Here is a 17,468-nt window from a genome sequence, read left to right on the forward strand (position 1 = left end):
TTCAAGGTGCCGCGAGCCACGCGACGAGCATGTTGATATCGATCGCAAAGTCACGGCCTTCTTCGGGACCACCTTTGTGAATGATACCAGCCACCGCGGCATTGGCGTCGAGGAGAGGCCCGCCTGACATGCCTTGGGTGAGTTTCTGGGTTACCTCAATGAGCTGCCGACCGGCTTTCACCGTCACGGTGCTGATCACACCGGGCCTGATGTTTAGCGGATCACCAGGTGCCCAAGCTGGGTAACCGGCCGCTGTCATCGGGTCACCGATGGCTACGGCATGGCCGGCGCGGTCCAATTCGTAGAACTCCGTGTTAGGAATAGTATGGCTTAAGATCGCGAGATCGCGGCTATCGTCGCGCTTCAGTACGGTCGCGGGGAAGGTGTTCGCGTGCTTTGAAGGGTGGAACACTTCCACATCCTTGACGCCCTGGACACAATGGGCAGCCGTCACAAGCCCGACGCCCTTGAGGAAAAAATAGGTTCCTTGCGCGTCGTCATGTTCAACGATCCACACGGCACGATCGCGCTGCTCAGCCGCGGTCGGCGTCACCGCAATCGGCTGCAACGGGAAGCAGAGGTTGAAGCGGTGCGCGACGCCGCGAACCACTGGATCGGCTGCGCCCTTGATGTGGCGAAGCCATGATATCTTGCCTCGCAGGTGATCGGTGAGATCGCCTTTACCGCCTAAGCCAACGAACTTCGCCTGTGCGTCTATCAGGCCGAGTTTCTCGACAGAATGAAGGGCCGCACGCACGTTACGAACGTAGTGGCGATCAACGTTCAGCAGTTCGTTGACCTTCAGTCCCGTCACCATGCGCCGCGAATGCCGGTCGGCATAGTGTGACTTTTTCGGGTTGAGGGTGAAGCCGTTTGCGGAAAGGATCCTGGTCAGCGCTGGCGCTAGCTGCTCAGGAGGGACCCGGCCGGGTAATGGAACGGAACCCTCGAAGAGGGATGTCATCGGCTGATGGCTCGAGAAGGTCAGGTCGTCGGCATATCGTGTGTAGATGCAGCGGGACGTTTTCGCCAAGTTCATGAGTTGCTTGTCGAGCCGAAAGCATATCATGTTGGATATGACCGGACTGGTCGGTGCCCCCTGCGGCAGACAAGCATCGAGGCAGCACAGGCGGCCGATAATATCGGCGACACGGGCGTCGATCCCGAGTGACCGGAGAAGACCTACGATCCGGTTCTCGCTGATGGATAGGAAAAAATCCTGGAAGTCGATGTTGAGGATGAAGCGTCGCCGCAGGTGTGAAAGTGCGTTGGTTTTAACAGAACGTTCGGTAATGAAACCGTGGACGGGATTACGGACACGGTAAAGGGGCCCCAGCAGGTCGACGAGCTGTCGCTGAAGGTATTTTAGACGGTCGTTTGGAGCATTAATAACCCTGATCTTGCCACTAGTGCCGACAAGCTCGAAGGTCTTGTACATCTTGGCGCGATACCACCAAATCTTATTCAGTTCGACTGGCGACATACCGAGATGGGTGAGGATAGTCGCTTCATCAGCAAGTTCAGGAGGAAGCTTGACGCGAGGGGGAGGTCCAAACGGGTTCAAGGATACGAGGCCTCCCTTCCAATCACGCCACGGTCAATCAGTATCGCATGGCGGGCACGTCTTGCCCTAGACTTTAGCTCTTACGCCGCAGTTTCACAGCGCGTATGCGAGGGGAGGCCCCGTTCAGCCTTGCTAGCACCTAAAGACGATTACAGCTACCAAGCACTGCTAACGCATTCCCGCTTCCGGCGTTTCCTGGACGTTTGGGGGGCTCTCCGTGTTTCTAGCCATTACGACCGGAGGTGTCACAACCGGTCGGTTCTGACGCTTGGCACGGACGCGGCGAAGTGAGATACAAAGGTCTATCTTCCTGCGCCTGACCATCGCTGGTGGTCAGCGTCACAATTGCTATGTTGGCCCAATGACGGGGACCTTTCGATTCTATTCAAGCGGCTCCAGTGCATTAGTCTGAGGCATCAGGATTGACGGGCTAACGCGCTAAGTTCCAAGAACTAGCAATGCAGTGCGAACGCTTCAGGGCTTCCAACTCCCACAGTCTGCCTTGCGCGATATCACTCGCGCTTGCCGGTCGTCTGCCGCTCAATGCCGCTCGCGTGCCGACCCGCTTACGGGCAATCCGTGTAGCCTTGCGGAGAGAACAGCCGCAGAGGTCACGATGAAGAAGGTCACACCAAACGGAACCCTAATCAAAAAGCTAAGGGAGCAATTGGCAAAGGGATCGCTCCAAAAAGAGATGGCGCATGCCGTCCGTATCAGCGAGCGGATGCTCCGCTCGATCGAAAACAAGAACGCGACGATCTCCATTGCAACCTTGGACCTAATCGCAAATTATCTGGGTGCCTCACGTGATCAGGTTGCCTTCGCGATCGACGTGCCGAAGTTGGTACCGCCACAACAGGTAATGGATCGTGTTCCAGACGACCTGCTTCAGGACCGAGTTATTCCACGCTTCGATAAAGATCTTGCTTACGCGACGATGGATGAGGGGAAGCTCATTCAAGACGCGGGGCACTCGGACGACTTGACCGTTCAGGTCGACGTGCCGCTTTCAGGCGAAACCAGCGAATATGCTGAAGAGCTAATCCGGTTACTGACTGCGCTAACGTGGTCGCAGCGGGACTGGAGGGCTAAGCCTACCCCGGCCGATGATATCGCCCTCGCGAGACGGGTCCGGCAGCTCTTGGTGCTGCTCAAAGGGAACGATGTATGGCTCTACTACACGCATCAGATGCGCCATCTTCCGGAGCGTTTCGAACTGCCCCCGCCCGGTGAAATCAGTAAATTGGAATTCCGGGTGGCGATTGTCCTTGGACCGCCCGGTGAATATGGCGAGAACACTGCCAAGGTCGATGTGGACAACGGTCAGCCTTATCTTCTTAAAGGATGGGCAAGAAGTACGGAGGGGGAATAGTCGTGCTTACGACCATAAATAAAATAAGAAACCTTGGAGTTTTTGGCGATTACGTCGAAGACGTAGGTCTCAAAGATTTTTCTCGTTATAACCTGATATATGGAGAAAATGGCGCAGGCAAAACTACACTATCAAGATTATTCACTGCGCTGAACAGCGGGGCGCATCCCGAATATCCACTATTAGAATTTACCGTTGATGCCGAAGGCGGCGCGATCGGCAAAGGTCAAAAGAGCGCTCGAAAGATCCGAGTCTTTAACTCGGATTACGTTGAAGCGAATATTGGGAAATTTGACGGCCCCTTACGCCCGATCCTAATTGTGGGGGTCGAGAATAAGGCTCTCGCGGAGGAAGTGCGCCGGGAGCAATCGATCTATGATGCCCGCTCCGCACGCATCGGCGAGATCGCGACCACAATCGGTAAAGCCACGACCGAGAAGGGGAAAATCTTCTCAGCGGTGGCAAAGACGATTGGCGAAGCAACAAGCGGGGCCTCGCTTCGCAGCTACCGCAAGCCCGACGCCGAGAAGGATTTTGTCCGGCTCCAGCCGCTGAAGGCATACTCCGAGGAGGAGCTTGAGGTCAGTCGCGCCACCTTGCGGCAGAAGCAGGCCGCCCCGGTGTCGGGTTTTGCGCTGCCATTCCAATTGCGTGACGGACATCCAGAGCCGGTTCCCTTCGTGGACGCTCTATGTCAGTTTTCTAAATTAGTTATCGCGCTAACACCAAAGACCGCACAGGATGGTGCCCTTCAGCGCCTTGTCGCGAACCCCGATATTTCAAAGTGGGTCGAGGAAGGTGTCAGGCTTCACCGCGACCACTCCTCCGAGGTATGCGAATACTGCGTCCAGCTCATCCCACCGGCACGGATCGAAGCCCTTGCTCAGCATTTCGGCGCAGCCGACCAGCTTCTCAAAGTCGAGATCGAAGCGGCAATCGCGCATGGTCGCACGCTCGCCGGAATATTGAATGTTCTTCAACCCCCTGCCCAGCAGACGCTCTACAGCGAGCTGTGGAAAGATTATGAGATTGCAACAGCCGCGTTTGAGGAGGCCCGAAGCGCCTGCCTCGAAAGGCTTGGCGCGCTTGACGCGATCCTTGCCGACAAACTCGTCCGTCGATCAACCGCCTTCGAGGCCGACGCTTTTGTTGAAACCGAGGCGTTAGACGCTGCCGCCAATCAACTCGACGGCATTCTCCAGCGTCATGACATCAAGACCGCGCAGTTTGATACAGCCAAGGCCAAAGCCCGGGAGATGCTGGAAAGGCATTATCTGGCTGAGATAGCCGGTTCAGCCGCCGAGTTTGACCAACAGGTCAGGGAGCTTGAAACGGAGGGGAAGAAGCTCAAAGACGGCGCCCCCGATCTTGACGATGCGCGCGGCATGGAAGCGCTTTTAAAATCCGCGAAGGAGAAGCGGGCAAAAGTTTCGAGCGAACATGCCGGTGGTGCCGAAATGACTACGCGGCTACGCAATTTTCTCGGCCGTACTGACCTGGAGTTTCAGTCTGGCGACGAAGGCTATCGCGTTCTTCGCCGCGGTTAAAGCGGCTAGGCGCTTAAGCGAGGGAGAGAAAACGGCGATCGCTTTTCTTTATTTCGTCGTGCAGCTCGGCGATCATGAGTTTGACGTGGCTGAAGGAATAGTTGTCGTAGACGATCCGATCTCTAGCCTAGACTCCTCGGCGATCTATCAGGCGTTCGCCAGTCTCAAAAATGCCGTTAAGGACGCGAAGCAGGTTTTCTTGCTGACACACAACTTTGAGTTTCTGAAGCTCCTTCTGGATTGGCTTAAGCAAACTAAGAAAGCCGCTTCCTATTACATGATTATATGCGCGGAGACTGAGGGTAACCGCGTCGCCCGTATCGAATCTCTCGATCAAATGCTGATCGATCATCCTACCGAATATCACTTCCTGTTCAAAACGCTCTACACATTCAAATCAAACGGAACGATCGCGGCCTGTTACCATATTCCGAACGTCGCCAGAAAATTGCTTGAAACGTTCCTAGAATTCCATTCTCCATCCACGGCCACGATGTACAAGCAACTTGAGGCGGTAACGTTCGACGAAGATAAAAAAACTGCGATATATAAGTTTACGAATGACCATTCTCATCGGACAGGAAAAGGATTTGATCCTGCCATTGTAGCGGAAAGCCAAAAGAACGTGACGTTTATTTTAGAAATGATCAAATATATTGCGCCTCTTCATTACGATGGTTTGGTGAAGTTGTCAATATAACTGTTCAACCACCCCTACAGGCTAAGCCGTTATATGAGACGATAAGACCATGATGGATGCTGAGCGGAACGATAGGAACTACTCCCTTGCCTTCACTCATCATTCGCTAATGGCAACACCGAGGTGCGTAGGTGCCGTTCTCAGCTAAGTGTCAAAACCAGACGGTTGTGATCCGCCCCGCTGATGCACGGGTTCGTGCCAGTTTCAAAGTGTCAGAAGGGCGCGTCAGAAGTCCGCTCACGGTTCGAAGGAACGACCCGTTCACGCCCCTGGCCCTGCCGGCTTAACAAACGGCAGCTTATTGCGATTGGTCGCCCGAAAGCGGATAGGCCGCTTCCCACCAAAACGCGCCCACCGTTCGCTTGCGAATGCCTTCCCCCGCCCCCTATGCCGGCAACATGACGACTTCAATCATCAAGCTTTTCAGCGGCGGCAAGCGGCTCAAGCACTTTTTCGATAACATTGATAAGATGATGTACGATGCCTGCTATATCGAGTATTTTAGTGGCAGATCGCGCTATCACGAGGATCTATATGACGCCCTCCGCGAAGAGTTCTTCATCGCTCCAATCTTTTTATACCCGATGAAAGGCATCACGATCGATGCACGCAGGGGCTATCACAAATTAGACGGCAAGCCGGTGGTGGGATATCGAGTCAGTGCCCATGTTCCGTTCACCGGTAGCAAACTACTTTTGCAAACACCGCCGGAGGATGGCTATCATTTCGGGTACCGGGGACGCGTAAACAAGACGGCACTTCATTTACACAGCGTATTGCCTGACATGGATGGACGCAGCTTTGCGGAAGGCGTTCAGGCGGAGCTCGAGCGTATCGAGGGCCCTCTCGGAGCATTCCGAAATCGCGCAATAGAGTATGATGATCGTGTCGCGGAGCATCTTCACCGGGTGATCGCATCATTCTAAACCTTATTCGTCCTTGACGTATATGCATTAAGCGTCTAACTGACATCGTCATGGATGATGCAACTTTCCTTGCCAGCTACGATCCCGCCGCCTTCCCGCCTTTGGCGGTGGCGGTAGACGTCGTCCCCCTCACCTTTCACACCGGCGCGCTTCACGTTTTGCTGACAAAGCGTGCCGAACACCCAGCGCGCGGACGGCTGGCCCTGCCTGGCACCTTTGTGCATGCCCAGGAGGAACTGGGCGCAGCGGCGCAGCGGGCGTTACGCGACAAAGCCGGCCTCAACACGCCGGTGCGGCAGTTCCAGGCCTTTGGTGCGGTCGACCGCGATCCCCGCATGCGCATCGTCAGCATCGGCTACATGGCCGTGGTCGATGCCGGGACCATGATGGCGGCCACCGCCTCGGCTGTGGCAAGTGAGCTACTCGCCGTCACCGGCGACAGCGTCCGCAACGCAGCTGGGCGCCGCACCGCGCTACCCTTCGACCATGGCGACATCCTTGCGCGCGCGCTGTCGGATCTACGCCGTGACCTCGACCGCGATGACTGGGCGTTCGGACTGCTCCCAGACACGTTCTCGCTGCGCGAGTTGCAGGCGCTCCACGAGGCCATTCGCGGGCAGACACTGAACAAGCCGGCGTTTCGCAAGCGGCTCATCGAGAGCGGCCGCCTCGAGGCGACCGGGGACATGGAAACCGGCAAGGGCTTTCGCCCGGCCGAACTTTTTCGCGCAAGGAGGAGCGAACATGCCGCAGACTAAGCCCTTGAGTAGCCGAGCAGCTGATGCGCGCACCAGCGTATCACATCCCCTCCAGATTGCGACTGTCGCAGCAGGCCCAGGTCTTGGCAGCGTCGGCATCACCTTCTGTCCCGGCAAACTGCAGCCGCACAGCGCGACCGGTGCATGGGCGCGCGATCTTGGCCTTGACGTTGCGGCAATAGCCGATTGGGGCGCGGCAAGTGTCATCACGCTGGTGGAAGATGACGAACTTGGCGCCCTGGGCGTTGCTGGCTTGGGGCCGGCAGTAAGGGCTGCCGCAATGGCCTGGCACCACCTTCCTATCCGCGATGTGTCCGTGCCGGGCGCCGCGTTCGAAGAGGCATGGAGGCTCAGCGGACCTGGCGTTCGCGATCAGCTGCGCGCAGGGTTCAACGTGCTGGTGCATTGCAAGGGGGGCCTCGGCCGCGCTGGTATGATCGCCGCTCGCCTGCTCATCGATCTTGGCTGGTCGCCCGAAACGGCGCTCGCGGCTGTTCGCGTGGTACGGCCGGGTTCGGTCGAGACCAAGGCACAGGAGGCCTATGTGCTGGCGCTGACGCCGCTGCCGGAAGAGCGGCAAGATCGCTCGGCTGCCGGCATCCGCGACCGCAGCCTTGGCGCGTTGCTAGGGCTTGCGGTTGGCGATGCGCTCGGGACAACGCTGGAGTTCACCCGGCGTGACAGCGGTACCGTACTGACCGACATGATTGGCGGCGGCCCCTTCAAACTTCGCCCAGGCGAATGGACCGACGACACTGCCATGGCACTAGCGCTTGCCGACAGCCTCGACGAACGGCCTTGCCTCGACGCCCGCGACCTGATGACCCGCTTTGTCCGCTGGTGGCGGCAGGGTGAGTATAGCTGCACGGGCCGCTGTTTCGACATCGGGGTCACCACCCGGCAGGCGCTTGCCCGCTTCGAGCGGGATCTCGAACCGTATGCCGGCAGCGATGATCCGATGAGCGCGGGCAATGGCTCGCTGATGCGCCTTGCCCCTGTCGCCGTGCGCCACTGGCGCGACCGTACGAAACTCGCCGACGTTGCCGCGCGGCAAAGCCGCACCACCCATGCTGCACCGGAAGCCATCGCTAGCTGCGTCGCCTATGCCGAAGTGCTGGCTGACGCCCTCTCAGGCATGACGCATCACGATATTCTGGCGGCACAGCGGAGCAGCGATGCGCCCGCTATTGCGGCCATTGTAGCGGGCAGTTGGCGGGGCAAGCCGCGCCGCGACATCCGCTCTTCAGGCTATGTTGCGCATTCGCTGATAGCGGCTTTGTGGTGTGTTGCTCGCACCTCCAGCTTTGCCGATGCGGTGCTGCTTGCCGCCAACCTTGGCGACGATGCCGACACGACCGCGGCCATTACCGGGCAGCTTGCTGGCGCGCTTTACGGTGCAAGCGCCATCCCGGACCATTGGCTGGGGCGCCTTGCCTGGGCCGGGCGACTTGCCGATGCCGCGGACCGGCTCATTGCTGCAGGCGCAGCGGAATGATCAAGGCAACGCCGGCGATGTCAGCAACCCTGCCGTCGAGTTCCGGAGCATCGGACAGCAGTGCCCGCTGGCAAGCACTGTTCGGGTGTCCGGCACCTCAGCGACTGCCGAGCTTGGTCGAGCAGGCGGTTGCTTGGCGTGAGCAGGCCATGCTGCATGGCGATGTCTCACCGGCCATCGCGCACGACCTTCAACTTGCTGCCGAGCATGCGCTGGCGCGGCGCTCCGTTGGCCAGAAGGATGGCGCTACTGCGAATGGCGATGCCATTAGCTTGGCAGCGGCACTGATCGATGGCGCTAAAGTCTCCGTTGCGACACCGCCGCCAGACACAGCGGCATCGCCAAAGAAGGCGGCGACATCCTCTCGCAGTCGCACCACCGCCGCCACGACTGCGCTTCCCCCAGCGGCGAGTCAGCTGCTGCCTGGAAGCCAGCTCATCAAGGCGTACGGCGGCCGCAATCACATCGTTACGGTCGAAGACAACGGCTTCCGCTACGAAGGGGCCGTGTTCACCTCGCTGTCGGCGATCGCTAAGCATATCACTGGCACCCATTGGAATGGCCTGCTCTTCTTTGGTCTCAGGAAGCGCCGCAGCTATCCGCCAAAGCCCCGCCGGCATGACTGAGCCGACGATCCGCTGTGCGGTTTATACTCGCAAGTCGAGCGAGGAAGGCCTGGAGCAGTCCTTCAACTCGCTGCACGCGCAGCGTGAGGCATGCGAGGCCTATATCGCCAGCCAGAAGCATGAAGGCTGGCAGCTCATCCCCACGGCCTATGATGATGGTGGCTTCTCTGGCGGCAGCATGGAACGGCCGGGTCTGAAAGCTCTGCTTACCGACGTCGAGGCCGGGCTCATCGACACCGTCGTCGTCTACAAGGTCGACCGGCTGACCCGCGCACTGTCGGACTTTGCTCGCATGGTCGACCGCTTCGACGCACGCAAAGTCTCGTTCGTCAGCGTGACACAGGCGTTCAACACCACCACGAGCATGGGCCGGCTGACCCTCAATGTGCTGCTGAGCTTTGCACAGTTCGAACGCGAGGTGACCGGCGAGCGCATTCGCGACAAGATCGCCGCTTCAAAGGCCAAGGGCATGTGGATGGGTGGCGCTGTGCCGCTCGGCTATGACGTCGTCGACCGCCTGCTCGTCATCAACGCTCCCGAAGCCGAGCAGGTGCGCGACCTGTTTCGGCTGTACCTTAAACATCGCAATGTTGATGCGCTTGTCGCGGCTGCCGACGCGGCGGGCATCCGCTCGAAGTCGCGTGTCTTCGCCAGCGGTCGAACGTCAGGCGGCGGCAAGCTTGGTCGTGGCTCGCTCTATAGCATCCTTGCCAATCCCATCTACGCCGGTGAGATCGGCCACAAGGGCAAGCGCTTCCCCGGACAGCACGAGCGCATCGTCTCGGCCGACCTTTATGATCCCGTGCAGCAGCTCCTTGCGACGAACCGCCGCAAGGCGCTTGGGACAACATCGACAGGATCCGGGCTGATCCTGTCAGGGCTCGTCCACGATGCTGCTGGCGGCAAGATGACCGCGACTCACACTGGCAAGGCTAACCGACGCTATTGCTACTATGCCTCCGCCATGACCCGGGTGCCGTCAGGCGACCTCGACAGCCTGGTTCTCAGCGAGCTGCGAGACACGCTTTCCTCCCCTGCCCGCCTTGCCACCGCACTGCCAAGCCTCGACCTCGTGTCTCCTGCGGTAATCGCAAAAGCCGCCGCGCGGGCCACGCCCCTTGCCGGCAACGATACAACGGCGAAGCATAAGCTGGTTGGCGATATGGTTGAACGGGTCGATGTCACCGAAGCCGGCGTTACCACCACCTTCCGCCTGGAGCCGCTTGGCCTCGCCGGAAAGACCGGCTGCATCGTCACACCCGCCACCCTTGGGCGGGCAAAAGCTCGGCTGAGCCTGGTTGTGCCAGGACACAGCAACCCGAAGCCGGATAGCAGCCTTATCGCAGTAATCGCGCAGGCGCGCGGCTGGCTTGGCGAGCTGACCAGCGGCCGACAGTCTTCGATCCATGGGGTGGCGAAGGCTGCTGGGGTGACCCCGGCTTACATCAGGCAGCATATCGGCGCCGGCTTTCTTGCGCCTGATCTCGTTACCCGTATCGTTGAAGGCCGGCAGCCGACGTGGCTGACCCTCACCAGCCTGACCGACATGCTGCCGCTGCCGGCGGACTGGCCGGGGCAGCGCGCGCTGTTCGCCGCACAAAACTGACGCTTTTAGGTCGTTTTCGCTTGCGTCTTATCAGACGTCAGACGATCACCATCGCGCTCCCGAAATACGCGGGAGCGGGGCTTAGTAACCTCTTCAAGGAGTCAGCCGGTCGCCATCAGGGGGCCGGGTGGCATGCGCGCATGTCCAGCCGGCTTGCCGGTAAAGGCGCATGCGCCTGTTGGACTCCTGCAGGTTACTAACATCCGGCTTCGGCCGTCGCCCCGAGTGGAACATAGGGGCGACCATCGGCGAAGCTGCGGGAGGCGCCCCGAAATAGGGGAGTGCCTCATGAGCAATAGAACAAGAACCATCACAGCTTTGCTGCCGTTGGTGATGAGCGCCTGCATGCCGGCCATGTCGGTCAACGGCATGCAAAAGCGAGAGCCCGTTCTGGTCGCCGACAGCCCGCGCGATGGCACTGCCATCATCACCTGCGTGACTGCGGCCTGGCTGAGGCTCGGTGGTGCGACGCCAAAGTCTGTACCGCGGGAAACCGGCGCCATGCTGGTCGTGGGCGACAATTTCCCGCTCCTTATGGTGGAAACAACGCCGATCCCATCCGGCACCCACCTCGTCATGCATCAGTTCAAGACAGCATGGTCCGATAACGATCGTCACCGGGTCGAGGAGGTGCGCGCGTGTCTGTGAGCGATCACCAGGGTGGCGGCCGGTTGCAGCGCCGCCAGCGCTACTTCGATCCGATGCGTGTCACCGCCATCTACGAAAACCCGACCACCGGCTGGCGCGAAGCGGTGCCGACACTTGCCTGGGTTTGGTTGCTGCTATTTGGCGGCTTCTACCTTGCAATCCGCGGCCTCTGGCGTGAGGCGCTGATCATGTTGATCGTGATTGTCGCCACCGTGATGGTCTTCGCGCCCCTGCTGATCATCGTGATGCCGGCATTCTGGATCAGCGCCGCGGTGCGATCGCAAAAGATCTTCCAGAACCACTATATGCGCGCCGGTTGGTACGAGATTGACCCGTGGCAACAGGATAATGAGGCGTAAACGGTCAGGTCGCCGGCACCGGCCCTGGGGGACGCTTGCCGGCGATCCGAACCAAACCGGCTGGAGAGGCGAAGTCTTTGCTCTGTAGCCGGCGCCAATTGTGCCTTACCCAGCGAAGCGCCAGATCGTCACGCGAGGCGTTGAACGATGCGAGCACTTCCTCGACTCGCGCTAGTCGGTAGCTGATTTCATCACGGGCCGACTCGAGGTCACCGTGCGGGTCTGACCTCCCTTCCAATGGCGGTCGCGCTCGCAGCATAATGATGCGATCGTCGAGCACAGCTCGTAGGACCCGACTATTCGGTTTGGTACCTGGACCGATGCGCCACAGCGTTGGGTCACCGGTATAGGTTGCCGTCACGACGTGCTCAGGGCGGCCGCCCTCCCCAATGATGCTTGTCACGTCGCTCCAGCCGCTGGTGATGACCAGCGGCCGGATGACCAGCCGCTCGGCCAGCAAATTGGCAAATCTCTGGATCGAGATGCTGCTCCCAGTGACCGCCTCCTTCCTGAGATCCTTCATCAGCTGCATCGCGCAGTCAGCTTTATGGCTGGTAAGCCATGGAGTGAGAGGTCGATCGAGGATCAGCGAGCCGACCAGCTCGACCGGCGTGGCCGGTTCGCATGTCGGTGGCAAAGATCGGAAAAACGCCAGTCCCACGTCAGAGCCGTCAGCAGTAGGGTCGCCGAGTCGCGAAGCCCCTTGCCTCGCCGCCTCATCAGTTCCGGCAGCAACGTCTGCTGACGGCCAATCCGCATAAGTCCGAAACAGCAACTCTTGTGGCAGCGAGGTAAATCCTTCGGCAGCAAGCTCGCGATTAATACGGTCGAGATGACGTTGCTGGTTATGGAACCAGCGCCGGCGCTGATCTTGCTGCGGAACCCGCTGGAGCACAGCAAGAAGAGCATCGCGATTGTGAAGCCTCTTGTTTACATTTCCCAGTCTCTGCTTTATATAGACCAGGCAATGACAGCTCCTGCACGCCCATCGTCCAGTCACGTAGAACAACTTCTGCGCTGGCGCCTGACACCCGGGGCAACTGAAGCTTTGCCGAACGACATTCGGATTACGGCGACTGCCAGTGAGATCGACAAACAGCACGTCGCTTTTAGCCGCTATGTTGGCGCTCCCTGCCATATCATAAGCGAACGTGGCGCGCGCCTGCTCCAAGGCGACAAGCTGCCCACGTCCCACCAAGACGCCGCGCTCGTCACGCCATTCGCAACTGCCGTTGCCGGCACGCCAGCTTCGCAGCGCCCGCAAGATGTCGAGAGCCGGGAAAGCCTCGCAATGAGGCTTGCCGCGCCTGGTGTTTCGCTGACCCAAATCTGGCTCCCGCGGGCGACGCTCCGACGCCCCTTTTTTTATACTCCGATAGTTTCGTGACCGCCAATCTAAATCCTATGTGGCCAACGATCGGCATGCCTCGGCGAGCGCTAGGCATCAGGTGGTCTGAGATATGATGATCTGCGCGTCTAGAGACGCGACCAGCCCGCATGGAGATCAAAGGGGCGAATGAAGGCGTCTATAGACGCCTTCGTACAGGCGTAATGCCCTCAACAAACTGCGAAAACTTTGGGATAGTTCAGACACCGGTGGACGGTGTGGCGGAGACGGAGGGATTCGAACCCTCGGTACGGTTTCCCGTACGACGCTTTAGCAAAGCGTTGGTTTCAGCCACTCACCCACGTCTCCGGATGCGGCAGAGTGGGCGCTATAGCGGCGGTGGGCGGGCGGATCAACCGCGCTTGGTCGTGCGATCCGACGGAATTTCGCGGCATCCCGCCATTCGTTCATTGCCCGGCAAGCGCGACGATGGTTAACCTCGCGCGCATCGGGTTGTCCGAGGGGGTTGGCATGCGTGTGTTCGGGTTTTCCATGGCGGCGGCGAGCCTGCTGGCGGCGAGTGCGCCGGCGCAGATGACGACGATCGATCCCAATCGTGCGATCGACGGCGACCTCGCCACTTCCGCCCCTGCGCGTACGCCCGCCCAATCGGCGCCGCGACGCGCCGATCCGCCGGCCGCGCGGGACGACACCCCGCAGCCGGGCTTCGCCCCGTCCGCCCCGCCGGCCGCCGCGGTGCCGGAGGAGGCAAGGGTCGAAGCGGTCAATCGCGCCGCCGACACCTATCAGCGCGACGACCTGCTCGCCGCGGGCGAAGGCGTGTTCGGCAAGGGCGCGGCGGGGCTCGCCGGTCTGCTGGAGAAGGTGCTGAAGGAACAGGGCCAGCCCAACGCCTATATCGCCGGGCGCGAGGCGGCGGGCGCGTTCGTGGTAGGCTTACGCTACGGCTCGGGGATCATGAGCCACAAGGTCGAGGGCCAGCAGCCGGTCTATTGGACCGGCCCGTCGATCGGCTTCGACGCCGGCGGCGATGCCAACAAGGTGTTCGTGCTGGTCTACAATCTCTATGACACCGCGGATCTGTTCCACCGCTTTCCCGCGGCCGAGGGGCGGCTGTATTTCGTCGGTGGTTTCGCCGCGACCTATCTGCGCCGCGGCAATATCGTGTTGATCCCGATCCGGCTCGGCGTCGGTTATCGCGCCGGTGTCAACGTCGGCTATATGAAGATCACGCGCAAGGCGCGCTGGATGCCCTTCTGATCGGGCGGCGGCTGGCGGCTCAGACGTCCAGTCGCCAGCCGATCGTTTCGCCGGCCATGAACGGCACGACCGCGGTATCCCCGGCGCCGATCCGATCGGGGACGGTGACGGGCGTACGGACCAGCGTCACCGTACCGCTGTTGAGCGGCAGGCCATAGAAGCGCGCACCATGTTCGGCGGCGAAGCCTTCGAACCGGTCGAGCGCGCCCTCTTCGTCGAAGACGCGGAGATAGGCCTCCAGCGCATAAGGCGCGTTGAAGATGCCGGCGCAGCCGCATCCCGACTCCTTCGCGCCGACGACATGCGGCGCGCTGTCGGTGCCGAGGAAGAAGCGCGGGCTGCCCGAGACCGCCGCACGCCGCACCGCCAGCCGGTGCGATTCGCGCTTGGCGACGGGGAGGCAATAAGCGTGCGGGCGCAGGCCGCCGTCGAAGATCGCGTTGCGGTTGATCAACAGATGCTGCGGCGTGATCGTCGCCGCGATCGGATGCGCCGCCTCGGCGACGAACGCCGCCGCCTCGGCAGTGGTGATATGTTCGAGCACGATCTTGAGCGCGGGATAGTCGCGGGTCAGCGGCGTCAGCACGCGCTCGACGAACACCGCCTCGCGATCGAAGATATCGATGCTGCGATCGGTGACCTCGCCATGGATCAACAGCGGCATGCCGATCCGCTGCAGCGTCTCGAGCACGGTCGTCAGCCGGCGGATGTCGGTGACGCCGTGGGCGGAATTGGTCGTCGCATGCGCAGGGTATAATTTGCACGCCGCGAACAGGCCGGCGGCATAGCCCTCGGCGATCATCCCGGCATCGGCGCCGTCGGTGAGATAGCAGGTCATCAGCGGCGTGAAGTCCGCCCCCTCCCCCAGCGCCGCCATGATCCGCTCGCGATACGCCGCCGCCGCCGCCAGATCGGTCACCGGCGGGGTCAGATTGGGCATGACGATCGCGCGCGCGAACTGGCGCGCGGTGTACTGCGCGACCGCGGTCAGCATCGCGCCGTCGCGCAGATGGACGTGCCAGTCGTCGGGGCGGCGGATGGTCAGGCGATCGGTCATGCCCCTCCCTATCGGCGACGGGCCGACGCCGCCAGCTTGATGACGCCCGATCGGACACTAGGTAAGACGGATGAACACCACCCTTTCCGATCGCGCGCTCGTCCGCCTGAGCGGAGACGACGTCCGCGGCTTTCTCCAGGGGCTGGTCACCAACGACGTGATCGGCGCGCTGCCGGTCTGGACCGCGCTCCTCACCTCGCAGGGCAAGGCGCTGTTCGACTTCATCGTCTGGGCGGATGGCGACGACCTGTTGCTCGACGCCGAAGCCGGGCAGGTCGATGCATTGATCCGGCGCCTCGGCCTCTACCGGCTACGCCGGGCGATCACGATCGCGCGCGACGATGGCCTCGCGGTCCATTGGTCGCGCGAACCTGGCCAGGGCGATCCCGATCCGCGCCTCGCGCACCTCGGCTGGCGCTGGATCGCGCCCGCCACCGCGGCGGCGACCGGCTGGCAGGCGCACCGCCTGTCGCTCGGCGTCGTCGAGGGCGTCGGCGAGCTCGGCAGCGGCGAGACCCTGTGGCTCGAATGCAACGCCCGCGAACTCAACGGCGTCAGCTTCACCAAGGGCTGCTATATCGGCCAGGAAAATACCGCGCGGATGCACCATCGCGCCAAGGTCAACCGCCGCCTGGTCGTCGCCCCGCTGGGCGAAGCGGGTGATCGCACCCGTGCGACCTATCCCGATCTCGGCCTGATGATCGAGCATCGCCGGGTCGAGGCGATCGGCGATGCGCTGCGCCCCGACTGGCTGGCCGCAGCGCTCGCCGAGGATCAGCGCCCGACCGCGGTATAGGCGAACCCTGCCCCTTCGACATCGTCGCGACGATAGACGTTGCGCAGGTCGACCAGCACCGGCGCGGTCATGATCGACGCGAGCTTGGGCAGATCGAGCGCGCGGAACGCATCCCATTCGGTCACGATCACCACCGCGTCCGCGCCGGCCGCCGCCTCATAGGCGTCCTTGCAATAGGTCAGCTCGGGCATCATCCGCCGCGCCGGCTCGATCCCCTCGGGATCGTAGGCGCGTACCGTCACGCCGGCGTCGCGCAGCGCCTGCGCGATCGCGATCGACGGCGCGTCGCGCATGTCGTCGGTATTGGGTTTGAACGTCAGGCCGAGCAATGCGACCGTCTTGCCCTTCGGACTGTCGCCCAGCGCATGCAGCACCTTGCGCCCCATCGCCCGCTTGCGGCTGTCGTTCACTTTGACCACCGCCTCGACGATATGGACCGGGCTTTCGAAATCCTCGGCGGTCTTGAGCAGCGCGAGCGTGTCCTTGGGGAAGCACGACCCGCCATAGCCGGGGCCGGCGTGCAGGAACTTGGCGCCGATGCGATTGTCGAGGCCGATGCCGCGGCTGACGTCCTGGACGTTCGCGCCCACCGCTTCGCAGAGGTCGGCGATCTCGTTGATGAAGGTGATCTTGGTCGCGAGGAACGCGTTCGCCGCATATTTGATCAGCTCGGACGTCCGCCGCCCAGTGAACAGGATCGGCGATTCATTGAGATACAACGGCCGATAGACGCCGCGCATCACCTTGCGCGCCGCCTCGTCGTCGGTGCCGATGACGATCCGGTCGGGCCGCTTGAAGTCGCCGATCGCGGCGCCTTCGCGCAGGAATTCGGGGTTGGAGACGACGGCGACCGCGACGTCGGGCCGCTTCTCGCGCAGGATCGCCTCGACCTTGTCGCCGGTGCCGACGGGCACGGTCGACTTGGTCACGACGACCGTCGGCCCGGTCACCGCCGCGGCGATCTCCTCGGTGGCCGCGAAGACATAGCTGAGATCGGCATGGCCGTCGCCGCGACGCGACGGCGTCCCCACCGCGATGAAGATCGCATCCGCACCGGCCACCGAGGCGGCGAGATCGGTGGTAAAGGTCAACCGGCCGGCCGCGACGTTGGTCGCCACCAAGGCCTCCAGCCCCGGTTCGTAGATCGGCATCCGCCCCGCCTCAAGCGCGGCGATCTTGCCTTCGTCCTTGTCGACGCAGATCACGTCATGGCCGAAATCGGCCAAACAGGCCCCGGACACCAGGCCGACATAGCCCGAACCGATCATCGTGATGCGCATCGATTACCCTCTTGGCGGATTGGATGAACCCCGCCGCTCTCTAGCCGAACGCCCGCCGATTGCCAGTCTTCCCGCCGTTGCGAACAGTCGTCCGCGCGCGGCAGCGAAGCAACGGCGTCGCGGTCG

General features: G+C 61.5%; 16 protein-coding genes and 1 tRNA gene. 12 read left to right on the top strand and 5 right to left on the bottom strand.

The genetic code is table 11. The annotated features are described in order from the left end of the window. Position 1 precedes the first annotated feature (1 nt). The gene (locus tag AC07U4_RS16320; protein WP_495196133.1) at positions 2 to 1,438 is read right to left on the bottom strand and encodes a trypsin-like peptidase domain-containing protein; all 1,437 of its coding nucleotides are present in this window, start codon (positions 1,436 to 1,438) and stop codon (positions 2 to 4) included. A gap of 742 nt (positions 1,439 to 2,180) precedes the next feature. Here AC07U4_RS16320 and AC07U4_RS16325 point away from each other — a divergent pair. The 10 genes from AC07U4_RS16325 to AC07U4_RS16370 all read left to right on the top strand — a co-directional run bounded on the left by AC07U4_RS16325 (position 2,181) and on the right by AC07U4_RS16370 (position 11,601). After that, the gene (locus tag AC07U4_RS16325) at positions 2,181 to 2,936 is read left to right on the top strand and encodes a helix-turn-helix domain-containing protein (protein ID WP_495196134.1); all 756 of its coding nucleotides are present in this window, start codon (positions 2,181 to 2,183) and stop codon (positions 2,934 to 2,936) included. Positions 2,937 to 2,938: 2 nt separating this feature from the next. Then, the gene (locus AC07U4_RS16330) at positions 2,939 to 4,483 is read left to right on the top strand and encodes an AAA family ATPase (RefSeq protein WP_495196135.1); all 1,545 of its coding nucleotides are present in this window, start codon (positions 2,939 to 2,941) and stop codon (positions 4,481 to 4,483) included. Then, on the top strand, positions 4,461 to 5,183 hold the full coding sequence (locus tag AC07U4_RS16335) for an AAA family ATPase (protein WP_495196190.1): 723 nt from the start codon (positions 4,461 to 4,463) through the stop codon (positions 5,181 to 5,183). The genes AC07U4_RS16330 and AC07U4_RS16335 overlap by 23 nt, the downstream gene beginning before the upstream one ends. Positions 5,184 to 5,581: 398 nt before the next feature. Further along, positions 5,582 to 6,109 carry a hypothetical protein gene (locus AC07U4_RS16340; RefSeq protein WP_495196136.1) on the top strand — a complete coding sequence of 176 codons (528 nt, stop codon included), beginning with the start codon at positions 5,582 to 5,584 and terminating at the stop codon, positions 6,107 to 6,109. 50 nt (positions 6,110 to 6,159) lie between these two features. After that, positions 6,160 to 6,867, top strand: a complete 708-nt coding sequence (locus AC07U4_RS16345; protein ID WP_495196137.1) for an NUDIX hydrolase — start codon at positions 6,160 to 6,162, stop codon at positions 6,865 to 6,867. Next, on the top strand, positions 6,854 to 8,362 hold the full coding sequence (locus tag AC07U4_RS16350; protein ID WP_495196138.1) for an ADP-ribosylglycohydrolase family protein: 1,509 nt from the start codon (positions 6,854 to 6,856) through the stop codon (positions 8,360 to 8,362). Before AC07U4_RS16345 ends, AC07U4_RS16350 begins: the two co-directional genes overlap by 14 nt. Beyond that, on the top strand, positions 8,359 to 8,988 hold the full coding sequence (locus AC07U4_RS16355; RefSeq protein WP_495196139.1) for a DUF2924 domain-containing protein: 630 nt from the start codon (positions 8,359 to 8,361) through the stop codon (positions 8,986 to 8,988). The genes AC07U4_RS16350 and AC07U4_RS16355 overlap by 4 nt, the downstream gene beginning before the upstream one ends. Continuing rightward, entirely contained in the window at positions 8,981 to 10,594 is a 1,614-nt protein-coding gene (locus AC07U4_RS16360; protein WP_495196140.1) for a recombinase family protein, read from the top strand. The genes AC07U4_RS16355 and AC07U4_RS16360 overlap by 8 nt, the downstream gene beginning before the upstream one ends. Before the next feature lie 288 nt (positions 10,595 to 10,882). Beyond that, positions 10,883 to 11,242, top strand: coding sequence for a hypothetical protein (locus AC07U4_RS16365; protein ID WP_495196141.1), 360 nt, complete (start codon positions 10,883 to 10,885; stop codon positions 11,240 to 11,242). Continuing rightward, positions 11,239 to 11,601, top strand: coding sequence for a hypothetical protein (locus AC07U4_RS16370; protein ID WP_495196142.1), 363 nt, complete (start codon positions 11,239 to 11,241; stop codon positions 11,599 to 11,601). The genes AC07U4_RS16365 and AC07U4_RS16370 overlap by 4 nt, the downstream gene beginning before the upstream one ends. 4 nt (positions 11,602 to 11,605) lie before the next feature. Here AC07U4_RS16370 and AC07U4_RS16375 read toward each other — a convergent pair whose 3' ends face one another. Together AC07U4_RS16375 and AC07U4_RS16380 are read right to left on the bottom strand one after the other, a co-directional pair. Continuing rightward, positions 11,606 to 12,928, bottom strand: coding sequence for a hypothetical protein (locus AC07U4_RS16375; RefSeq protein WP_495196143.1), 1,323 nt, complete (start codon positions 12,926 to 12,928; stop codon positions 11,606 to 11,608). A gap of 279 nt (positions 12,929 to 13,207) precedes the next feature. Next, positions 13,208 to 13,297, bottom strand: a tRNA-Ser gene (locus AC07U4_RS16380). A 162-nt stretch (positions 13,298 to 13,459) separates the two neighbouring features. Here AC07U4_RS16380 and AC07U4_RS16385 point away from each other — a divergent pair. Further along, positions 13,460 to 14,209 carry a DUF1134 domain-containing protein gene (locus AC07U4_RS16385; protein WP_038665227.1) on the top strand — a complete coding sequence of 250 codons (750 nt, stop codon included), beginning with the start codon at positions 13,460 to 13,462 and terminating at the stop codon, positions 14,207 to 14,209. A gap of 19 nt (positions 14,210 to 14,228) precedes the next feature. Here AC07U4_RS16385 and pyrC read toward each other — a convergent pair whose 3' ends face one another. Then, complete coding sequence (gene pyrC, locus AC07U4_RS16390) at positions 14,229 to 15,266, bottom strand: dihydroorotase (protein ID WP_495196144.1); 1,038 nt, start codon at positions 15,264 to 15,266, stop codon at positions 14,229 to 14,231. Positions 15,267 to 15,336: 70 nt separating this feature from the next. On the opposite strand from pyrC, the gene ygfZ reads away from it, so the two are divergent. Continuing rightward, the gene (gene ygfZ, locus AC07U4_RS16395) at positions 15,337 to 16,062 is read left to right on the top strand and encodes a CAF17-like 4Fe-4S cluster assembly/insertion protein YgfZ (RefSeq protein WP_495196145.1); all 726 of its coding nucleotides are present in this window, start codon (positions 15,337 to 15,339) and stop codon (positions 16,060 to 16,062) included. Here ygfZ and AC07U4_RS16400 read toward each other — a convergent pair. Further along, entirely contained in the window at positions 16,041 to 17,342 is a 1,302-nt protein-coding gene (locus tag AC07U4_RS16400) for a UDP-glucose dehydrogenase family protein (RefSeq protein WP_495196146.1), read from the bottom strand. The genes ygfZ and AC07U4_RS16400 overlap by 22 nt on opposite strands. Between the last annotated feature and the right edge of the window lie 126 nt (positions 17,343 to 17,468).

Source organism: Sphingomonas sp. GW821-FHT02B09, from assembly GCF_059421875.1.